Source organism: Brevibacillus centrosporus (assembly GCF_003710815.1).
Lineage (GTDB): Bacteria > Bacillota > Bacilli > Brevibacillales > Brevibacillaceae > Brevibacillus > Brevibacillus centrosporus.
In genome coordinates this window covers 47,141-65,758 of the sequence record NZ_RHHP01000006.1, presented here as the reverse complement: position 1 = coordinate 65,758, position 18,618 = coordinate 47,141, and the positions used below count along the sequence as shown (strand labels likewise).

General features: G+C 52.3%; 19 protein-coding genes. 3 read left to right on the top strand and 16 right to left on the bottom strand.

Annotation, left to right across the window (positions count from 1 at the left end):
• Together EDM55_RS07245 and EDM55_RS07240 are read right to left on the bottom strand one after the other, a co-directional pair.
• Positions 1-828: a DUF8832 domain-containing protein gene (locus EDM55_RS07245; RefSeq protein WP_122959965.1), complete on the bottom strand. Its 828-nt coding sequence runs from the start codon at positions 826-828 to the stop codon at positions 1-3.
• A gap of 216 nt (positions 829-1,044) precedes the next feature.
• Positions 1,045-1,536: a GNAT family N-acetyltransferase gene (locus EDM55_RS07240; RefSeq protein WP_122959964.1), complete on the bottom strand. Its 492-nt coding sequence runs from the start codon at positions 1,534-1,536 to the stop codon at positions 1,045-1,047.
• Positions 1,537-1,702: 166 nt separating this feature from the next.
• Between EDM55_RS07240 and EDM55_RS07235 the strand changes: the two genes are divergently transcribed.
• Positions 1,703-2,422 (top strand): class I SAM-dependent methyltransferase, encoded by a 720-nt coding sequence (locus tag EDM55_RS07235; RefSeq protein ID WP_122959963.1) that lies wholly within the window; start codon positions 1,703-1,705, stop codon positions 2,420-2,422.
• 116 nt (positions 2,423-2,538) lie between these two features.
• The gene (locus EDM55_RS07230; RefSeq protein WP_122959962.1) at positions 2,539-2,955 is read left to right on the top strand and encodes a VOC family protein; all 417 of its coding nucleotides are present in this window, start codon (positions 2,539-2,541) and stop codon (positions 2,953-2,955) included.
• A 78-nt stretch (positions 2,956-3,033) separates the two neighbouring features.
• Here the strand turns inward: EDM55_RS07230 and EDM55_RS07225 are convergent, their stop codons facing one another.
• From EDM55_RS07225 to EDM55_RS07205, 5 genes are all read right to left on the bottom strand, one after another.
• The gene (locus tag EDM55_RS07225; RefSeq protein ID WP_122959961.1) at positions 3,034-3,930 is read right to left on the bottom strand and encodes a hydroxymethylglutaryl-CoA lyase; all 897 of its coding nucleotides are present in this window, start codon (positions 3,928-3,930) and stop codon (positions 3,034-3,036) included.
• Between the two features lie 5 nt (positions 3,931-3,935).
• Positions 3,936-5,291 carry a tripartite tricarboxylate transporter permease gene (locus EDM55_RS07220; RefSeq protein ID WP_092266010.1) on the bottom strand — a complete coding sequence of 452 codons (1,356 nt, stop codon included), beginning with the start codon at positions 5,289-5,291 and terminating at the stop codon, positions 3,936-3,938.
• Positions 5,291-5,734, bottom strand: a complete 444-nt coding sequence (locus EDM55_RS07215; RefSeq protein WP_092266011.1) for a hypothetical protein — start codon at positions 5,732-5,734, stop codon at positions 5,291-5,293. The genes EDM55_RS07220 and EDM55_RS07215 overlap by 1 nt, the downstream gene beginning before the upstream one ends.
• Positions 5,724-7,004 carry a hydroxymethylglutaryl-CoA reductase, degradative gene (locus tag EDM55_RS07210; protein WP_092266012.1) on the bottom strand — a complete coding sequence of 427 codons (1,281 nt, stop codon included), beginning with the start codon at positions 7,002-7,004 and terminating at the stop codon, positions 5,724-5,726. Before EDM55_RS07210 ends, EDM55_RS07215 begins: the two co-directional genes overlap by 11 nt.
• 282 nt (positions 7,005-7,286) lie before the next feature.
• The gene (locus EDM55_RS07205) at positions 7,287-8,129 is read right to left on the bottom strand and encodes a helix-turn-helix transcriptional regulator (RefSeq protein WP_122960048.1); all 843 of its coding nucleotides are present in this window, start codon (positions 8,127-8,129) and stop codon (positions 7,287-7,289) included.
• A 146-nt stretch (positions 8,130-8,275) separates the two neighbouring features.
• Between EDM55_RS07205 and EDM55_RS07200 the strand changes: the two genes are divergently transcribed.
• Positions 8,276-9,625: an MFS transporter gene (locus EDM55_RS07200; RefSeq protein ID WP_246070968.1), complete on the top strand. Its 1,350-nt coding sequence runs from the start codon at positions 8,276-8,278 to the stop codon at positions 9,623-9,625.
• Positions 9,626-9,712: 87 nt separating this feature from the next.
• On the opposite strand, the gene EDM55_RS07195 is transcribed toward EDM55_RS07200, so the two are convergent.
• From EDM55_RS07195 to EDM55_RS07155, 9 genes are all read right to left on the bottom strand, one after another.
• A complete protein-coding gene (locus EDM55_RS07195) occupies positions 9,713-10,381 on the bottom strand; it encodes a GntR family transcriptional regulator (protein WP_092266014.1) in 669 nt (222 codons plus the stop codon).
• 78 nt (positions 10,382-10,459) lie between these two features.
• Positions 10,460-11,014, bottom strand: a complete 555-nt coding sequence (locus EDM55_RS07190) for a Fe-S-containing hydro-lyase (protein ID WP_122959959.1) — start codon at positions 11,012-11,014, stop codon at positions 10,460-10,462.
• A gap of 9 nt (positions 11,015-11,023) precedes the next feature.
• Positions 11,024-11,866 carry a fumarate hydratase gene (locus EDM55_RS07185; RefSeq protein ID WP_092266016.1) on the bottom strand — a complete coding sequence of 281 codons (843 nt, stop codon included), beginning with the start codon at positions 11,864-11,866 and terminating at the stop codon, positions 11,024-11,026.
• A gap of 5 nt (positions 11,867-11,871) precedes the next feature.
• On the bottom strand, positions 11,872-12,621 hold the full coding sequence (sdhB, locus tag EDM55_RS07180; protein ID WP_122959958.1) for a succinate dehydrogenase iron-sulfur subunit: 750 nt from the start codon (positions 12,619-12,621) through the stop codon (positions 11,872-11,874).
• Entirely contained in the window at positions 12,618-14,402 is a 1,785-nt protein-coding gene (gene sdhA, locus EDM55_RS07175; protein WP_122959957.1) for a succinate dehydrogenase flavoprotein subunit, read from the bottom strand. The genes sdhB and sdhA overlap by 4 nt, the downstream gene beginning before the upstream one ends.
• Before the next feature lie 113 nt (positions 14,403-14,515).
• A complete protein-coding gene (locus tag EDM55_RS07170) occupies positions 14,516-15,160 on the bottom strand; it encodes a succinate dehydrogenase/fumarate reductase transmembrane subunit (protein WP_246070967.1) in 645 nt (214 codons plus the stop codon).
• A complete protein-coding gene (locus tag EDM55_RS07165) occupies positions 15,157-16,509 on the bottom strand; it encodes an MmgE/PrpD family protein (protein WP_092266020.1) in 1,353 nt (450 codons plus the stop codon). The genes EDM55_RS07170 and EDM55_RS07165 overlap by 4 nt, the downstream gene beginning before the upstream one ends.
• On the bottom strand, positions 16,506-17,429 hold the full coding sequence (locus EDM55_RS07160; protein WP_122959956.1) for an HpcH/HpaI aldolase/citrate lyase family protein: 924 nt from the start codon (positions 17,427-17,429) through the stop codon (positions 16,506-16,508). Before EDM55_RS07160 ends, EDM55_RS07165 begins: the two co-directional genes overlap by 4 nt.
• Positions 17,430-18,608, bottom strand: a complete 1,179-nt coding sequence (locus EDM55_RS07155; RefSeq protein ID WP_092266022.1) for a CaiB/BaiF CoA transferase family protein — start codon at positions 18,606-18,608, stop codon at positions 17,430-17,432.
• Positions 18,609-18,618 lie beyond the last annotated feature (10 nt).

Genomic DNA, 18,618 nt, shown 5'->3' with positions numbered 1-18,618 from the left:
TTATTTCTCTCCCTTTATTTCTACTACAAAAGGAAATGCCCTTACTTTTCCATCCTGTTTGAACTCCGCCCAAATTTTATAGATCCCGGGCTTCACAAACTGCGTCTCAAATACTGGTTCCTCCTGTTGAGCTGGATGAACATGCAGATACTGCTGTGCACCTTCGTCTACTATCACCACATGGCCCATGGCACCTAAATACGTAGTTAAGTTGGTTCTGTCCAAATCAAACGTTAACGTGACCGGTTGATTGATCGCAAAGCTACTCATCTTTAGTGTGACGGTTTCTCCATCGATCTGTTGAGTCAACGTTTTGTCTACCTTCATCCCAATGTTCTGATCTGATACACTTGGATGGCCGACGATAAACGGGACCGGCGTTACCTGGTAAGCAAGATTTTTGGGCTTCATATCGATAAATGCCTTATAAAATCCTTCAGGCAAGGTGCTTTTGATTGTAAACTGCCCCTTTCCTGTTTGTTCCGGGTGCAAGTGGTAATACTTTTGCAAATGCTCATCCACTACAATAAAATGGAGAATTTTCTCGTGATTTACTTCTAGGTCATGAACTGGATTTCCCGCCTTGTCTTTTACATAAATCTTGATTTCATTTTCATTCGCTTGAACAAACGTATTTACTTCACTATTACCTCCTTTATGCAAATCAGTATCATGCCCATGGTTCTCCTGCGCGCCGTGACTTTCATGGCTATCCTGCTTAGCCAAAGCAACAGCCTGTTTATCATCGGCAGTCACTTTTTCGTAAACCGTAAAGCCACCTATTACCAGCGCCACATACAAAACAGCTCCGATTACCCATTTATACATTCAAATTTCCCTCCAGAGAATTCCCGCTTTAACTGCATAGTGCCACTGTAATACACCTCTGTGAACTCAATATGAACAGAAACAAAAAACCACCCAAAGGTGGCTTCTAAACCATTATTTTTACTAAACAAAATATGACTAGCGAGTAACAAAACAGCTGCCGATTGATCACCAGCAGCCGTTACTTGATGTTTTTCGTTGACAGCCTTTGCGCGTCTATGGCAGCAATTCTTTACTCATGTTGTACCAAGTAACGCCAGCATGTTTAGAGCTCGAGACACCTTTGTTGATATATCCCAGTTTTTCATAGAAATGAATGAAATTCTCTTTACATGTAAGTGTAATTGTTTTACGTTTTTTCTCTCTTGCTTCGTTTTCTAGATGCGTCAGCAGTCTTGCTGCTACTCCACGATTTTGAAAATGAGGAGAAACAGCTAACCCCAAGATGCTTTGATGCCAGCCAGTCGCGGGGTTTTTCTTACTGCCCCGAAATAAATCATCGGTTATGAATGCTGTTTCAATCACAGGGCCGTTCACGAAACCCGCAATGACCCCATCCTCTTCCGCTACATAAAAGCTATCTGGAATGGACGCAATACGCTTTTCCAGCGCTTCTTTCGTTGCTGCTTCTTCTTTTGAAAAGCAAAGCTGTTCAATGGCTACAAGCTGAGGCAAATCTTCCATTTTTGCATTTCGTATGTTTAGCATAAAGGGAACCTCCACTTCTTGAAGTGAGCAAAGCAATGGATGAGTACGGATTTTCAAAGCCTGGATGCCATTTCCTCTGTTTAGAAAATAGCAATCTTCCTGGATGGATGTAAAGTCTAATCATCACAACCCGAACAAAAATAAGTTTTTAACGGAGGTGCACCGCGTGAAACAGAAAATCATCGATGCCTATGCAAGGCTTTCGCTAGACTACGAAAAAAATGTAGATACCGAGAGTGGCTTTAATGCGTTTTACGAGCGACCAGCCATGCTGGAGCAGCTACCCGAGAATATGACGGGATTGACCGCGCTGGACGCTGGTTGTGCAGCAGGATGGTATACGGAGCAGCTGTTAAATCGCGGCGCCAGCGTTACTGCAATAGACCTGAATGCAGAGATGATTGCGGCTACCCAAAGACGTGTGGGCGAAAACGCAGCCGTGCTCGTACATGATCTGAATACTCCGCTCCCTTTCCCAGATGAGTCCTTTCATCACATCGTCAGCTCGCTTACCTTGCACTATATCGAGGATCTATCTCTCCCGTTCCGCGAATTCCAGCGCATCCTGAAGCCTGGCGGGCAGCTCCTCTTCTCTGTCCACCATCCATTTATGGAATTCACCCTGTTCCAGCGCCCCGATTATTTTACACACGAATGGCTGCTGGACGTATGGAACAAAAAAGAAGCCGGACGAGTCGAGATGGCTATATTTCGCCGTCCTTTGCAGGAAATTGTCAACCGAACCACTCAATTTTTTACACTCGAACGCCTCATCGAGCCACAACCCGTGCCCGAATTTCTCGAGAAGCTCCCTGATTCAGCGAAAAGCTACGAACGCCTCATGACACATCCGCATTTCCTCATCATCCGCGCTAGCAAACCGTAGTAGGAAAATAAAATAGCAATTCAGAAGAAACATCCACTCCCTTTTTGTGGTTTACTTCCCTTATGAGCATGTGCATCCTGTTCCTACAGGAAATTTACCATAGAGGTGATTGGATCATGGCAACGAACAATATTTTCGTCAATCTCCCGGTCAAAGATCTGGAGAAAACAAAAGAGTTTTTCTCCAAGATAGGCTTCGAGTTCAACCCGCAGTTCACCAATGAACAAGCAGCCTGCATGGTCATCAGCGACAGTATTTACGCTATGCTGCTGGTAGAGGAGTTCTTCCACTCTTTCATTCAGAGCACAAAGAAAGAAATCGTGGACGCTACTCGCCAAACAGAAGTGATCGTGGCACTGTCCGCGGACAGCCGCGATGAAGTAAATGAGCTGGTGAACCGAGCACTGGAAGCAGGTGCGACTCCTTATAATGAGCCTGTTGACCACGGCTTTATGTACGCCTGGAGCTTCCAGGACTTGGACGGTCATCTGTGGGAAATCGTGTACATGGATCAAAACGCGGCGCAGCAATAATCTCCCCTGTAAAAAAAGCACAGCAGCCTTGAGGGCATGTTCTCCATGCTCCTTCTGGTCGCTGTGCTTTTTTCGTTTTTACTGGCAAGCCTGCATGCTGTGGCTCATCAAGGAACGGCCCATTTTGCCCTGTATGAAGCGAGCGGCCTCCAGCAATTTATCTGTGTCGATCCCAGTCTGCATCCCAAGGCCATGCAGCATGTACAGCAAATCGTCTGTTGCGATATTCCCTGATGCACCTGGAGCGTACGGGCAGCCGCCCAGCCCGCCCAGCGAGCTGTCAAAGGTGGTCATCCCCATTTCCAGTGATACGAGGACATTCGCCATCGCCATACCGCGTGTATCGTGGAAGTGCATCGCCAGCTTATCTTCCGGGAAGCGTCGGAGCAACACCTCCAGCACCTCCTGCACCTGCCTAGGCTGTGCGATCCCGATCGTATCTCCGAGCGATATTTCCTGTACGCCCATCTCCAGCAGTGTTTCCGTTACGCGAATGACCTCATCTACCGCGACTGCGCCTTCATAGGGGCAACCAAAAACGGTGGAAACATAGCCGCGAACCGACTTGCCTGCCGCCAAAGCTGCCTTCGTCGTTTCCGCCAGAATCGGATAGGTTTCTTTGCGTGTCTTGTTTATATTTTTCAAATTGTGCGTTTCACTGGCTGACATGAATACCGATACTTCATCGATATTGGCGGTTAACGCCCGCTCCAATCCCTTTGCATTTGGAACCAGAGCCGCGTAGGTAACACCTGGCACACGCTCGATGCCTGTCGCCACTTCTACTGCATCCGCCAAGGCAGGTATCCATTTTGGATGGACAAACGACGTTACTTCGATATAAGACAAGCCGGTATGAGACATCTGATTGATCCAGGCAATCTTGTCAGCAGTGGGGACAAAGACAGACTCGTTCTGCAAGCCATCTCGCGGCCCCACTTCTTTGATGGTGATTTGTTTCGGATCGAATTTCATCGTCATCAAGCTCCAAGCAGTTTTGACATCATGTAGGTGGAGCCGTAGAAGATCATGAACTGTACCCCGGAGCTGACGCCCAGTACGCGGTTCATCAATCCTCCGACTGCTGCCATAGTCAGTGTAAGAATAACCCCAACGAGTTGTGCTTCATGGAAAGCAAGCAGACATGCCAGACCGATGAACATACCGACGATGGCTTCCTGACTGATGTTTTTCATGACAAACACAGTTGCTTTACGTGCGTAGTTCATTGCGAACGGATACGCAATCAATGCAGCGATCACCAGACCGATCAGGCCGTACAGGAAGAACTCCCACGGTGTCAGCATGTTGTGCAGGTTGTTCACAGGATCACTCGTAAAGACAGGTGGTGCGTTGAACAAAGGAGATGCCGGGCCGAGTGCAACTGGGCTGAGCGGAATCCCAAATGCCAGCAAAGGAATGATCGCTTCGGCAATGTAGGTGGACTCGGTCACACCGTTCATGGAAGCCAAGCTGGAGGATGCCTTTTTGTACACACCCTTGTTGCGCGAGCCTACGATTTCCCCCATCAGGGAAGTCATTCCCACAGGGCTGAATGCAAAGGTCAACGAAGAGACAAAGGAAGTCGCTGCCGTGTGTGCAGTCTGTCTGCCTGTCAAAACGCGGAACGGATTGGGAAAATACCCCCTCCAGGATTTCGTTTCCGGTGCGAGGTGATACTCTTTGGCTTTCGAGCGAACCAATGCTTTCCGTGCGCTCGGAGACAAGGAAAACAGAATGTCCGAGAGCATCGGCCCAATCGCGATCCCTAAAAAGAAGCTCGTGCTCAGATGCTTTTCTACTACGCTAAAGCTGAAGGTATCAATACTTTTAATGAAGAAGGCAAACGGGATGATCATCAGGACGCTTACCCATTTTCCTTTGGAGAAGTACGCAATCAGAATGGCAGCCAGCGTAAAGATCAGGCCGGAAGCAGATTTGAAAAAGTCAGCGAACTGACCCAGGAACTGACCGAACAAAACCGCTGTAGGCAGTGCGATGAAAGCGCCGATCAAACCGCCGGACAGCATTTTGCGCAAAGCCACGTGAGGCACGCCCAATCGGCGCAGCGATGATGCGTGGTCGATCAGTGGTACTGCCGTCGTATCGCCCGGGATCCCCATCAATGCCGTCGGGATCGCATGCGTAAGGTGCTTGGCCAATACAGCCGCCATGAAGAAGGAGAAAACAGCTTCTGGAGGTGCACCGAGCAAAATGACGAGCAGCGTGAACGGAACCATGATAGCGGTTTCATCTGTACCCGAAACTAGGCCGATCAGGGAGAAAATAATGGCACCCGCCAGTGCGAGCAAAATAGATATCATTAGTACGCTCATTACTCAGTTCGCCCCCCGCTGCGCTTGAATGTTTCCAAAATCCCCAACTCTTCCATCTCTTTTCTTGTGATAGGGTCGTCTTTAATCAAGTCGTACTCCGCTTTCGGATCTACCTGCATGCTGAGCAGAATCTCTTCCAGACCCTCAGAACTCGTTTCCTCTTCTGTCAAAATACGGCTAGGTTTAAACAGGTTGGCACAGATGATCAAGCCGATCACACTGCCCAAGATGCCGAGCAGAAGGGAGTATGATCCAACCATCTTCGCCTCAGCGAACTTGGGGAAAATGCTTTTCCCCAAGAAATAACCGCCGATGCTCAGACAAATGCTGATCACGATTGCCGATAGAATACGGACGGGAACGACTGTGTCCCCTAAAATCTCGATGTATTCTTTCTGCGACGTCGCTTTTTGCTGCTCGTTACGAACCATTTCAGTTTCCATGGACAGCCCCCTCTTGCAATTGTTTGGTCAGTTCCAGAATGCGGTCATAGCGCACATCCTTCTCTTGAATCGCTTGCTTCACGATCTGGTCGATCTGATCATCTTGTGCGCCTGCCATCATGGCAAGGTTGCGTGCATGCAGCGCCATGTGACCTTTTTGAATGCCCTCTGCCGCCAGCGCCCGCATCGCTGCTAGGTTTTGTGCGAGACCTACAGCGGCGATTGCTCCTGCCAGGTCCTCTGCGTTTGTGATGTCCATGACCTTCAGTCCGAGACGAGCCGTTGGATGAGACTTGGTCGCCCCTCCGACAATCCCGACAGCCATCGGCAATTCGATGGTTCCCACCAGATTGCCCTCACGATTCAGCTCCCAGCGAGTCAGGGAACGATAGCGGCCTGTCACAGATGCAAAGGCATGTGCCCCTGCTTCAACTGCGCGCGTGTCGTTACCGGTCGCCAGTACGACAGCGGAAATACCGTTCATAATGCCTTTGTTGTGGGTTGTTGCGCGGTATGGATCGCACTCTGCAAATTCGTAAGCGCGGATGATATTGTCTACGACTTCTCTGCCACCCAGCTCTTCCGTCGAGAAGACGGCACGTGCACGCACCAGACGGCGGTCTGCCAGGTTGGAGATGATACGCAGCACGACGCGGCCGGAGGTAATCTCCTCGATATAAGGCGCTACGGCCTCTGCCATCGTATTGACCGCATTCGCGCCCATCGCATCCCGCGTATCTACGAGCAGATGAAGCACGACCATCGGCTGCTTCGCCCGTTCAATCACGTGCACCTCGACGTCAATCGCGCCGCCACCCAAAGAAACGAGCGTCGGGTCTTTTGCATTACAGCGATCCAGAATCTCTTTTTTGTTTTCATAGATTCTCGCCATCGCGCCATATGGATCCGTAATATCTACAACCTGGATCTGTCCTCGCATGATCGAACCGCTCAAGGATGTGTGGAAGCCCCCCAGATCGTAGGAGGTACGGGCAGCGTTGCTGGCTGCCGCCACGACTGACGGCTCTTCCGTAGCCATCGGGATGAACCGATCGACACCGTTGATTTTGAAGTTGGTCGCAATTCCCAGTGGAATAGACATCACACCCACGACGTTTTCAATCATTGCATTGGCGGTACGCAATGGAAAAGGAGCTGCTCCTGACAAGATTTGTTTGTCTTCCTCGCTCAGGTTACGTGCCTGCGCTACCTTCTCTAGTCTTTCCTCAGGTGATAGCTTGTAAAATCCGGATACCCGACTGGTAGTCATCTCGCATTCTCCTACTCTACGTTGAATTATACGGGTACATTGCTCACTTCGCCCGACTCTTTCAAAATGAAACGCTTTCATTCGCAAATAAAAACGTTATCGCAAAAAAGAGTCAAGAACTGACTTTGCGCTCACTTTGTACTCGTGTTTCCCTCTGTTCAACTTTGTTGAATGACCATATACTACTACAACTTTTCGCGTCTGTAAATGGGGAGCATTCGAAATTGTTCGATAGGTTTCGATATAAAAAAGCGCGATCATAAAGACCGCGCTTTTCTCGACTTATGAATGGGAGAGAAGCATACGTAGCTTGGATGCCGTTTCTCCAACGTCTCTTGGCATGTTGATCGTAACGGTGAGATGAGGGGCATCGGAGAGAAGAAAGGAGACCTGTTCAAATACGAGCTTTCCTACGGATGGATGATAGTTGACTTTCAGCCCCTCCGGACCATTCAAAACATCATGCCTCGGCCACCACTCACGAAACTCTTCACTCGCATGGCTCAAATCCTCAATGAGCTCCATCCACCAGGGATCTCCGCTATAGCTTCCATAGCAGGCTCGAAAGTGTGCCAACCGATGCCGGGCATGCCTCTCCCAATTTTCCTGCAGCAGCTCTCGCACGTATGGAGAAGTAAATGTCCGCCAAACCGAATTTCTCTCCCGCGCTGACATCGTTTCATATGTTCCGTATATCCTGCTTGCCACCTGATTCCATCCGACGATGTTCAGTCGTGGGTCTGTTACATAGGCAGGACATATCCCCTGAAGATCCAGGAATTGCTGCAGCGCACGGCTAATCTCACTAGCTGGCGGTACCGGATCAGCCGGCAGCTGTTGCAGGGCCAGCAAAAAAAAATGTCTGCGCTCAGTAGCGTCCAGTTGAAGGGCGCGGGCGATGCTTTCGATGACCTGAGTGGACACTTGAATATCCCGTCCCTGTTCCAGCCAGGTGTACCAGTCTACGCTGACACCGGCGAGCTGCGCGACCTCTCCACGGCGCAATCCCGGCGTTCGACGCCTCCCTGCCTGGGGAAGACCAGCCAGCTCTGGCGAAATACGCGCACGCCTCGTTTTTAAAAAGTGAGCAAGCTCCAAGAGTCGTTCTCGATCTCCATGCTCCATTTTTGCACCTGCCATTCCCTTTTGCAGCTATTACACTAGGAGCGTTACTCCTAGGATTAACTGTCATCTTTTTTGAGTTCAACGCTCATTTTACACTTTCCATGCGGGATCGCGTACTCCCAGCTCAATTGGAAAGGGGACTTCCCTTGGAAAGAGAAAAATTATCCAGAGCTCTCCTCCTACTCGGCCTTTCACTCGGCTATTTTATGGTCCTCCTGGATACGACGGTCGTCAGTGTTGCCCTGCCCGCTATTCACAACGATTTAGGGGGAGGGATCATCGGCCTGCAATGGACAGTCAATGCTTATACGATTGTATTTGCTGGCTTGCTCCTCTTGATGGGGTCACTTGCAGACAAGCTGGGAGCCAAACGGGTGTATATCGCAGGCTTGCTCATTTTCCTCGTTGCCTCTGCCATCTCTGCCTTTGTCACCTCGCTCGCGGGACTCATCTTGATTCGAGCCGTTCTAGGAATCGGCGGAGCAGCGCTGCTTCCTGCTTCGCTCACGCTCCTCTCCCATGCCTACCCGGCTTCTGCCGAGCGAGCCCGTGCGTTAGGGATTTGGGCGGCCGTGACCGGACTATCTATGGCTGGGGGTCCAGTCGTTGGTGGTATTTTCGTAGACATGCTAGGCTGGCGAAGTATTTTTCTGTTGAATGTGCCACTTGCCCTCATCAGTTTAGCCATTACGATTCTTCTCGTTCGTGAGACAGATCGAAATCCGGGAAAAAGTCTGGACCTGGCAGGCCAAATCACCATTTTTACCGCAATTACCGCCTGGTCCTTTGGGCTGATGGAGGGCGGAGCGATCGGGTGGAGCTCGCCTGTTATCCTCGCTGCATTTGGTATCGCGCTTGCGGCAAGCCTCTCGTTTTTGTTCATTGAGACAAAGGTGGCGGCTCCCATGCTCCCTTTACACTTATTTCGTAGACGCAACGTCTCTGTAGGAATGCTTGCCGGTATGGCCATCAACATCGGATTGTCGGGTATCCTGTTTTTGCTTCCCTTGTATTTTCAACAAGTACGCGGGTTTTCCGCTCACCTAACTGGCCTCGCTCTCCTGCCGATGACGATCCCGCTCGCCTTCAATCCGATCGTTACGGGCAGAATCGTCGGGAGGATCGGAGCTCGGCTTCCCATGAGCGCTGGCCTTTTTCTCACAGGACTGGGAGCATGGATGCAAGCCTCGTCAAATAGCGACACGAGTTACGCCCTTACACTGGCAAGTCTGTTGCTGATTGGCTTCGGAGTGTCGTTTACCATTCCCTCGCTGATGGCAGCCGTCCTCTCATCTGTTTCCAACGAACAGACCGGCACGGCTTCCGGTGCTCTGAATGCATTTAGACAGCTGGGAGCAACGATCGGTGTCGCGATGATCGGCTCACTCTTGAGTGCGAGCCAGTCATTTCTTTTAGGCATGCACGTATCTTTTGTTGTTCTGACTGTTATTTTATTGGGGATAGGCATCGTTACATTCACCTGCATCGACAAATAGCTCACTAGGAAATACGTCAAAACGCCGGCAGAAAGAACAGAACAGGCATAGGACCGTTCCCCTTCTGGGAAGCCCTATGCCTGCGTGCTATTGGAGCGATTCCTGCAAGCTTTTGACCAGGTTGTCGCCTGTCCGCTTGATATGGCCATGAACCAGTCTGCCTGCTTCTGCTGCATCCCCGTTCTTGATGGCATCCAATATCTGCCGATGCTCTTTGTTTGATTTTTCAGTCTGATCACTGAGCATTTGGGGTGTTTGCTGAGGAAAACCGTTCCACAGCGTTTCGATAAATGTCACCAAGCGTTTCCATGTACAGCGGCTGATCAAAAGCCGGTGAAATTCAATATTGCATTCGATAAATACGGTGGAGTCCGTCGATTGCTCCATCGCGACGACCAGCTCTTCCAGCTGTTGGATGTCTTCCTGGCTCATATGCTCGACGCTCATTTCCACAGCCATCCGTTCAAACTGAGCGCGAAGACCGTATATTTCCTGTATATCTTCCACAGACAACGATTTGACGATGGCACCGCGATGCGGCTCGATGATGACCAGACCTTCTGTTTCCAGCTTGCGGAGCGCCTCTCGGACTGGCATACGACTAACACCTAGCGAAGAGGCCAGCTCTTCCTGAACGAGACGTTCCCCCGGCTGGAAATGTCCTCGCAATATCGCTTCCCGCAGAACGCGACACACTTTGATATGCAGCGTATCCAATTCGTGGCTTTCCAACCGCAATTCATATTTTCTGCTCATCTATGGCTCGCCCTTTCGCTTTCACTGTATCTGTCATCCAGATGTTAGAATTAGGATAGGGTATCCGCCTTCCTTTGTCTAGTCATTCCGAGTGGAATCAAGCGATTGCTGATACAGATCCCCACCCACCCCATCATTGATGACGATGACAGGAAATCGTTCCACCTCCAAACGGTAAATCGCTTCTGTACCCAGGTCGTGATAGGCAACCATTTCTGCAGATCGAATCGTCTTGGCGATCAGAGCTCCCGCCCCGCCAATCGCTGCGAAATAGACAGCCTCGGATTGCACGATGGCATTCTTGACTGCCTCGCTCCGGCTGCCTTTTCCGATCATCCCTTTTAACCCCTGTGCGAGCAGGAGTGGTGTATACGGATCCATACGGCTGCTTGTAGTCGGACCTGCTGAACCGATTACCTGCCCTGGCTTGGCAGGCGTCGGACCCACATAGTAAATCGTCTGTCCCGCGAGATCCACAGGCAAGCTGCCACCCGCTTGCAGCGTTTCTGCCATGCGCTTGTGGGCGGCATCCCGTCCCGTGTACATCATTCCGGTTAGCTCCACCCGATCCCCCGCACGCAGTTCCCTGATCTGCTGTTGATTCAGTGGGAGTATGAGTTGTTTGGCTGACATCGGCTCCTCCTACAGCGTGACATGCTTGTGGCGGCTGGCATGGCAGTTGATATTGACCGCGACAGGCAGCCCCGCGATATGGGTGGCGTACAGCTCGACATGGACGTCCAGAGCAGTGGTGCGACCGCCCATTCCCTGTGGTCCTAGCCCAAGCTGGTTGATCTGCTCCAAAAGCGCAAGCTCCAGCTGTGCCGCGTCTTCCCGTTGATTTCGTTCTCCGATTGGGCGAAACAAGGCGCGCTTTGCCAGATAGGCGGACATCTCAAAATTTCCTCCCAGACCAACACCAACTACAACCGGCGGGCAGGCATTCGGCCCCGCAAGCCTCACCGTTTCAAGGACAAACGCTTTGACTCCCTCGATCCCATCAGAGGGCTTCATCATTTTCAGCCTGCTCATATTTTCACTGCCAAAGCCTTTTGCCGTCATATGAATCGTGCATGTGTCGCCTGCCACCAGCTCCACATGGACGATGCCCGGTGTGTTGTCCCCGGTATTTTTACGCTGGATCGGATCGTGAACGATGGAGGCGCGCAAATACCCCTCTCCGTAGCCCCTGCGAACCCCTTCATTGATCGCATCGTACAGGCTCCCTCCGACGATATGGCAATCCTGTCCCAGCTCGACGAGGAAGACGGACATCCCCGTATCCTGGCACATCGGCACCCGTTCAGCTGCAGCAATTTCTGCATTTTGCAAAAGCTGTGACAGCACCTCTTCTGCCACCGCTGATTTTTCCCTTTTTCTCGCTTCCTGCATGGCACGTACGACATCGAACCCCAGATCGACATTCGCCTCGATGCAAAGCTGTTTCACGGCATCGACGATTTGTTCATAGGTCACTTCCCGCATCTGTGTCACCCTTTCAAAAGCTTTCGCAGCATGAAGCGGTTTGCATCCCGATTCAGCTCGGCAAGTGCTGTCGTCAACGGGATTTCCTTTGGACATACCTGCACACAGTTTTGTGAATTGCCGCAGCTTGCGATACCTGCGTTGCTAATGACAGCTTCGAGGCGCTCCTTTGCCATCATCTTGCCGATCGGATGGCTGTTAAAGTACTTGGCCTGTGCCATCGCTTGCGGCCCCAGATAAGGCGAGTGGTCATTGACGTTCGGACAAGCCTCCAGACAGCAGCCGCATGTCATGCACGTCGCGTATTTGTAGGCTTCCTGCTGCTCATCTGGCGCAATGCGCGGACCGGCTCCCAGCGGATAGGTACCGTCGATTGCGATCCAGCCTTTGATTTTTTTCAGGCTATCAAACATGATTTGACGATTGACAATCAAATCCTTCTCCACGGGAAATGTACTCATCGGCTCGAGTACAATCGGCTGCTGCAGACGGTCAATCAGGGCAGAGCAGGCTTGACGTACCTTGCCGTTGATCCGCATGCTGCAAGCCCCACACACCTCTTCCAGGCAATTGTACTCCCAAAATACGGAGCGTACACGCACACCATCTACACGTACAGGATTGCGCTGAATTTCCATGAGGGCCGAGATGACATTCATATTTTTGCGGTACGGGACGTCGAACTCCTCCCAGTACGGCACCTGATCAGCAGCGTCCTGCCGTTTGACCTTGATGCGAATGAGCTTCTCTGTCATCGGATGATCCCCTCCTGCTCTTTCGCAGGCTCTACTTCTTTGACCACGTCATATCTTCGCGCTCGCGGTTGAATATGAGAGATGTCTACGTCTTTGTAGTGAAAAATCGGCCCCTCTGCGGTATGTGTCGCCAATGTCGTTTTCAGCCACTTGGCATCATCTCGCTCCGGAAATTCCGGCTTGTAGTGAGCGCCCCGGCTTTCGTTGCGATTACGTGCCCCGAGTGTGATGACGCGTGCGAGCTGCAGCATGTTTTGCAGCTGGCGCGTAAAGGCAGCAGTCCTGTTCTGGTAGAAAGAAGTATCGTCGACACCGATCCGCTGCCACCTCTCCAGCAGCTCCTGCAGCTTCTCGTCCGTCTTATCCAAACGATCGTTGTAGCGGACGACTGTCACGTGCTCCACCATCCAGTCGCTCATCTCCACATGCAGCTGGTACGGATTTTCCGGTCCATCCATCCGAATGAGCTTTGCAAAAGCTTCCTCCTGTCTCTTTTGCTCCCTCTCATAAAAATGCGAGGACAAATCCTCTGCACTGCTCGCGAGGCCAGAGACATAGCGCAAAGCGGCCGGACCTGCGACCATCCCGCCGTAAACCGCGGAAACGAGCGAGTTGGCCCCCAGTCGATTGGCGCCGTGGTATTGGTGGTCGCACTCTCCGCAAGCAAACACCCCTTGGATATTGGTCATCTGGCTGTAATCGACCGCAAGACCGCCCATCGAGTAGTGCATCGCAGGGAAAATATGCATCGGGACTTTGCGCGGGTCATCCCCCACAAATTTTTCATAGATGTCCAGAATCCCTCCCAGCTTTTCATCCAGCTGCTTCGTCGGGAGATGAGAGATATCCAGGTAGACCGTGTTTTCTCCGTTGATTCCCAGCTTCAGATCGACACAGACGTGAAAAATCTCGCGGGTGGCGATGTCGCGTGGTACGAGATTCCCGTAGGCCGGGTATTTTTCCTCGAGGAAATACCAAGGCTTGCCGTCCCGATACACCCACAGCCGTCCGCCCTCTCCCCTCGCCGACTCCGACATCAGCCGCAGCTTGTCGTCTCCTGGAATCGCGGTCGGGTGGATCTGGATGAACTCGGGATTGGCGTAATGCACGCCTTGCTGGTAGGCGATGCTGTGCACACTCCCTGTATTGATCACGGAATTGGTGCTTTTGCGGAAAATGTAGCCGATGCCGCCTGCCGCCAATATCACGGCATTCGCGCGAAAATGGCGAATTTCCATCGACCGCAGATCCTGTGCCACAATCCCTCGGCAACGCGGCTCGTCATCCAAAATGAGGGACAAAAACTCCCAATACTCGTATTTCTCGATCAAGCCCTCCGCTTCGTACCGCCTGACCTGTTCATCGAGGGCATACAGCAGCTGCTGTCCCGTCGTCGCTCCGGCAAAAGCCGTCCGCGAATACTTCGCTCCGCCCAGCCTGCGAAAATCGATCTGCCCTTCCACCGTCCGGTTAAACTGCACACCCATCCGGTCAAACAGGTAGATGATCTCGGGTGCAGCCTCGCACATCGCTTTCACAGGAGGCTGGTCTGCCAGAAAATCGCCGCCATAAATCGTGTCATCGAAATGCTCCCAGGTCGAGTCCCCCTCGCCTTTTGTATTGACGGCACCGTTGATCCCGCCTTGGGCACAGACAGAGTGGGACCTGCGGACAGGTACAAGGGAAAACAGCTTGACGCGCCCCCCTTTTTCCGCGATCTGGATCGCTGCCATCAAGCCGGCCAGCCCGCCTCCAATTACGAGGATATCTTCCTTTTTCATCTCTCTCACATCCTTCTTCTCGTCGCAGTAGACAGGCAAGTACAAGGAGGGCTCATTCTGCCATCCCGAGCCTGCCCACGAATAAATGCGTGAAACAAAGGCGAGGGTGCTCGCTACACAAATGCAAGCATACTCCCCAAGCCAACAACACTGAGCAATGCGAACAGCACCAGCAGAATCCTCCCTGAAATCTGCTGGGCACGCGGTCCTGTCGTGATCCCCCACGTGATGAGTCCCGACCACAGGCCGTTGGTAAAATGGAACGTCACAGAAAGAACGCCCAGGACGTAGAAAGCAAAAATCCACGGATTGAGCAAATGCGCAGAAACAGCGTGAAAATCTACCTCTGTACCAAAAAAGGCGCTCTTTAGCCGGAAGCTCCAGACGTGGTAGACCACGAACAAGAGGGTCACGATGCCGCTTACCCGCTGCAGTAGAAAGCGCCAGTTGCTTCCGTATCCATAGGTGCGGGTATTTGGGCTTGAAAGAAGCGACACATAGATTCCGTAGCCAGCGTGATAGAGCAAGGGAAGCAATATCAAGAAAATTTCCAGTAGCCATACAAACGGGATGCCTTGCAGCGTCGCCACCTGCTTGTCATAGGCGAAAGCTCCTTGTAGTGCGACCGCATTGGAATACAGATGCTCGATCAAGAAAGCCCCAAGCGGCACGATTCCTGCCAGTGAATGCAGCCGCGAGAGAAGAAAATGTTTTTGAAGCAACGGGGTTGAAACAGGAAGCGCTTTGCTCGAGCTCACACCCATCCCCTCCCCTGTGCAAAGAGAAGCGCCACATCAGGGACTTGCTCCAGCCGTTCGACCATCTGCAAATCGTGCAGAATGCTATCCTGTGGCAGGTCAACACTGAGCGCCAGAAATTTCTGAACGATATCATCGTGCGAAACCGGATTTTCCGGATCTCCCTTGGGGTACTCGGTATGCTTTTTCAAAGTCGTTCCGTCCGTGAAGGTCAGCTCAACAGTCGCCTCCCAGGTCTCGGGATAGCGCGCATCCATGATAGGATCGACGGCAACTTCCACACGACTCATCACTTTGCGGATGGCTGGATCGTAGAGGGCTTCCTCGGAAAAGTCGCGCAGACCCGCACTTCCCTTTACTAATGCGAGGGCTGTACAATACTGCAAACTGAATTTGGCGGCATAGACACTCGCGGGATTCGGATTGTCTGTAATCGTCAGTGCGACCTGATATGTCTGGACGCGGACTCTTTCCACTTCTCTCCACGAAATGGCATGCTGAGCGATCATCTCGAGGATCAAATCAATCGCATGGTGCGTATGCCGACAGGAAGCGTGAATTTTAAAGGAATTCTCCATGATCTTGTACGTAGAGCCTAGCCCCTGCGTCATCTGCTCGGCGTTTGCCTCCTGTGACATGGCGCGGACAAAGCCGCGGTTGCCCTCCAGTATTTTGCTGGCTGCCGTAAAGCCCTTCTGCGCCAAAAGCGCTGCCAGAATGCCGTTCATCGCTGCTTTCCCCGGGTGAAGCTGCTTGGACATCGCCCCATCCTCGATAAACTCCCAAAGGCCAGCTGCCTGTGTCCCAGCGCTCCCCAAAGTGTGCACCAGCTGTTCTTCATCCAGCCCCAGCAGCTTACCTGCTGCCACCGCCGCTCCAAACGTGCCGCACGTAGCCGTGTTATGCCAGAAATAGTAATGCGACGGCGAAACCGCCTCACCGATGCGATAGCACACCTCGTAGCCTGCTACAATCGCCTCGATCAGCTCCTCCCCGCTTTTTTGCTGCCACTGTGCTACAGCGAGCGCCGCTGGGATCACCACTGTCCCTGCATGGATGATGGATGCTTTATGAATATCATCCAGCTCTACGATATGGCTCGCCGCTCCGTTGACCAGAGCAGCATGAGTCACGGAAGACCTGCCGCCTGTCATAAGCGTGGCTTGCTCGGCTCCCCCGAGTTCAGCTGCTACCTGCGCCATCATTTGAACAGGCGGCTTCTTGGCCCCTGCGTATGCAGAGCCCAGCCAATCCAGTATGCAGGTTTTCGTAAAGGCCACTACTTCTGATGGTAACTGCGCAAATGTCAAACCAGTCACATAACGGGCGAACTCTTTGCTTACGCTCATCGCTCTTCTCCTTGGTTGGAATGTAGGGACAGCTTTCTCTTTCGCGCCTCGTCGACGATTCTTTTTGCCCGTTCATACACAGGCAGATCTACCATTTTTCCGCCTAACTGGATACTGCCAATCCCCGAAGCCACCGCTGCTTCATAGGCTGCGACGATGCTTTCGGCTTCTCCAAGCTCTTCGCGGCTGGGAGAAAATACATCCCTTATCGCTGCGATTTGACTGGGATGAATGAGCAGCTTTCCCCCGAAGCCGAGCTGCTTGGCGCGCTGCGTTTCGCGAATCAACCCTTCTAGATCACGGAAACGAGGGTAAACGGCATCAATCGGTGCACCGATTCCGGCTGCGCGAGACACGACGACCAGCTGCGATCGCGCGTAGAGCAGCTCCAGCCCATCCGCTGTCAGCTCAGCGGATATATCCAGTGCAAAATCGATCGAGCCGAACATCAGCCTCTGTACTCGCTTGCTCGACCTGGCAATCTCATAGGCGTGATGCAGCCCGCGTGCAGACTCGATCAGCGGCACGATTTCCAGGGATTCCCGCTGCTGTCCCCTTCGACCGTCGCTCGCTTCGGATGACTCCCATTCACTCAGCCATGCATCCAGCCTGGCAATCGCATCCGTTTCCTCTGCTTTCGGCAGGACGATCCCACACAGCTTTGCAGCAAGGCATGCTTTCACATCTTGCTCGCAGTAAGGGGTATCCATCGCATTCACTCTCACGAAACGAGCGGGCGTGTCCGGAGAGGATGGCTTTTGCAGCTCGACTTTTACCAAGTCTCGCGCCATCGCCTTTTCTTCTCGTGCGACGGCATCCTCCAAATCGTAAATAATGGCGTCCACAGGTGATTGCGCTGCTTTCTCCAGCTTCCTCGCATCTGAACCGGGTACAAACATCCATGTGCGGGCGCTTCTCATCTACACGACACCTGCCTCTTGCCACTTGCGGATCGTCTGGGCATCAAAGCCGCACTCCAGCAAAATCTTCTCGTTGTGCTGCCCAAGCGCCGGGATCGGTCCCATGCATGGCTCCACGCCCTCCATCGTGACCGGGGGAAGCAAGCTTTGGACAGGGCCTGCCGGAGTCTCCACCTGACGCCAACGATTTCGCGCCTTCAGCTGCGGGTGTTCCCAAAAGTCCTGCACGGTATTCAGTCGAGCGTTGGCGATCTTGGCCTGCTCCAGACGGGCAATGACCTCTTCTGCTGTCAGCTGCAAAAAGACTTCATCGATGATGCCCTGCAGCACGGCTTTGTTTTGCAAGCGATCCGAGTTAGTCGCGAATCTCGCATCATCAGATCTTCCCGGCTGCTGGAGTACCTGATTGCAAAACATCTCCCACTCCCGCTCGTTCTGGATCGCGAGAAAAACGGTTTTGTCATTCCCGGTGCGAAACGGCCCGTAAGGATAAATCGTCGCGTGACTCGCTCCGTTTCGCTTGGGCTCGTTTCCGCTGTAATTCGTATAGTAAAGTGGAAACCCCATCCATTCGCCCAATGCCTCAAGCATGGAGATTTCCAGCACGCTTCCTTTTCCTGTCCTCGAGCGCGCGATCAATGCTGACAAGATGCCGCTGTACGCGTACATCCCGGCAGCAATATCCGCAACAGAGATTCCTACCTTGGATGGCACTTCCTCCGAGCCTGTCACCGAGACAAGGCCCGCCTCACATTGAACAAGCAGATCATACGCTTTCTTCTCACGATAAGGCCCGTTTTCGCCATAGCCAGAAATGCTGCAAATAATCAGCTGCGGGTACTTCTCCTTTAATACGTCGATGCCAAATCCCAGGCGGTCGATTGCCCCAGGTCCAAAATTCTGGATAAAAACGTCTGCCTTCGCCAATAGCTGGTCGAGTATTTCCTTGGCTTCCGGTTCTTTGACATTCAAGGTCAGCGATTCCTTGGAATGATTGCACCACACAAAATGACTCGACATCCCATTCACTGTCGTATCGTAGTGGCGAGCAAAATCTCCCACCTTTGGCCGTTCAATCTTGATTACTCTCGCTCCCAGCTCCGCTAGTTGGCGGGTCGCAAAAGGGGCGGCAACTGCCTGCTCCAATGCGACGACTGTGATCCCATCCAATGGGCGCATCCCTATCACC

Bases quoted from the DNA above. Each gene is read 5' to 3' on its own strand.
- EDM55_RS07160 (WP_122959956.1), bottom strand. From the start codon at position 17,429: ATGAGAAGCGCCCGCACATGGATGTTTGTACCCGGTTCAGATGCGAGG.
- EDM55_RS07190 (WP_122959959.1), bottom strand. From the start codon at position 11,014: ATGTCAGCCAAACAACTCATACTCCCACTGAATCAACAGCAGATCAGG.
- EDM55_RS07165 (WP_092266020.1), bottom strand. From the start codon at position 16,509: ATGAGCGTAAGCAAAGAGTTCGCCCGTTATGTGACTGGTTTGACATTT.
- sdhA (WP_122959957.1), bottom strand. From the start codon at position 14,402: ATGAAAAAGGAAGATATCCTCGTAATTGGAGGCGGGCTGGCCGGCTTG.
- EDM55_RS07210 (WP_092266012.1), bottom strand. From the start codon at position 7,004: ATGACTACCAGTCGGGTATCCGGATTTTACAAGCTATCACCTGAGGAA.
- EDM55_RS07230 (WP_122959962.1), top strand. From the start codon at position 2,539: ATGGCAACGAACAATATTTTCGTCAATCTCCCGGTCAAAGATCTGGAG.
- EDM55_RS07220 (WP_092266010.1), bottom strand. From the start codon at position 5,291: ATGAGCGTACTAATGATATCTATTTTGCTCGCACTGGCGGGTGCCATT.
- EDM55_RS07155 (WP_092266022.1), bottom strand. From the start codon at position 18,608: ATGCGCCCATTGGATGGGATCACAGTCGTCGCATTGGAGCAGGCAGTT.
- EDM55_RS07240 (WP_122959964.1), bottom strand. From the start codon at position 1,536: ATGCTAAACATACGAAATGCAAAAATGGAAGATTTGCCTCAGCTTGTA.
- EDM55_RS07185 (WP_092266016.1), bottom strand. From the start codon at position 11,866: ATGCGGGAAGTGACCTATGAACAAATCGTCGATGCCGTGAAACAGCTT.
- EDM55_RS07215 (WP_092266011.1), bottom strand. From the start codon at position 5,734: ATGGAAACTGAAATGGTTCGTAACGAGCAGCAAAAAGCGACGTCGCAG.
- EDM55_RS07195 (WP_092266014.1), bottom strand. From the start codon at position 10,381: ATGAGCAGAAAATATGAATTGCGGTTGGAAAGCCACGAATTGGATACG.
- EDM55_RS07225 (WP_122959961.1), bottom strand. From the start codon at position 3,930: ATGAAATTCGATCCGAAACAAATCACCATCAAAGAAGTGGGGCCGCGA.
- EDM55_RS07205 (WP_122960048.1), bottom strand. From the start codon at position 8,129: ATGGAGCATGGAGATCGAGAACGACTCTTGGAGCTTGCTCACTTTTTA.
- EDM55_RS07245 (WP_122959965.1), bottom strand. From the start codon at position 828: ATGTATAAATGGGTAATCGGAGCTGTTTTGTATGTGGCGCTGGTAATA.
- sdhB (WP_122959958.1), bottom strand. From the start codon at position 12,621: ATGACAGAGAAGCTCATTCGCATCAAGGTCAAACGGCAGGACGCTGCT.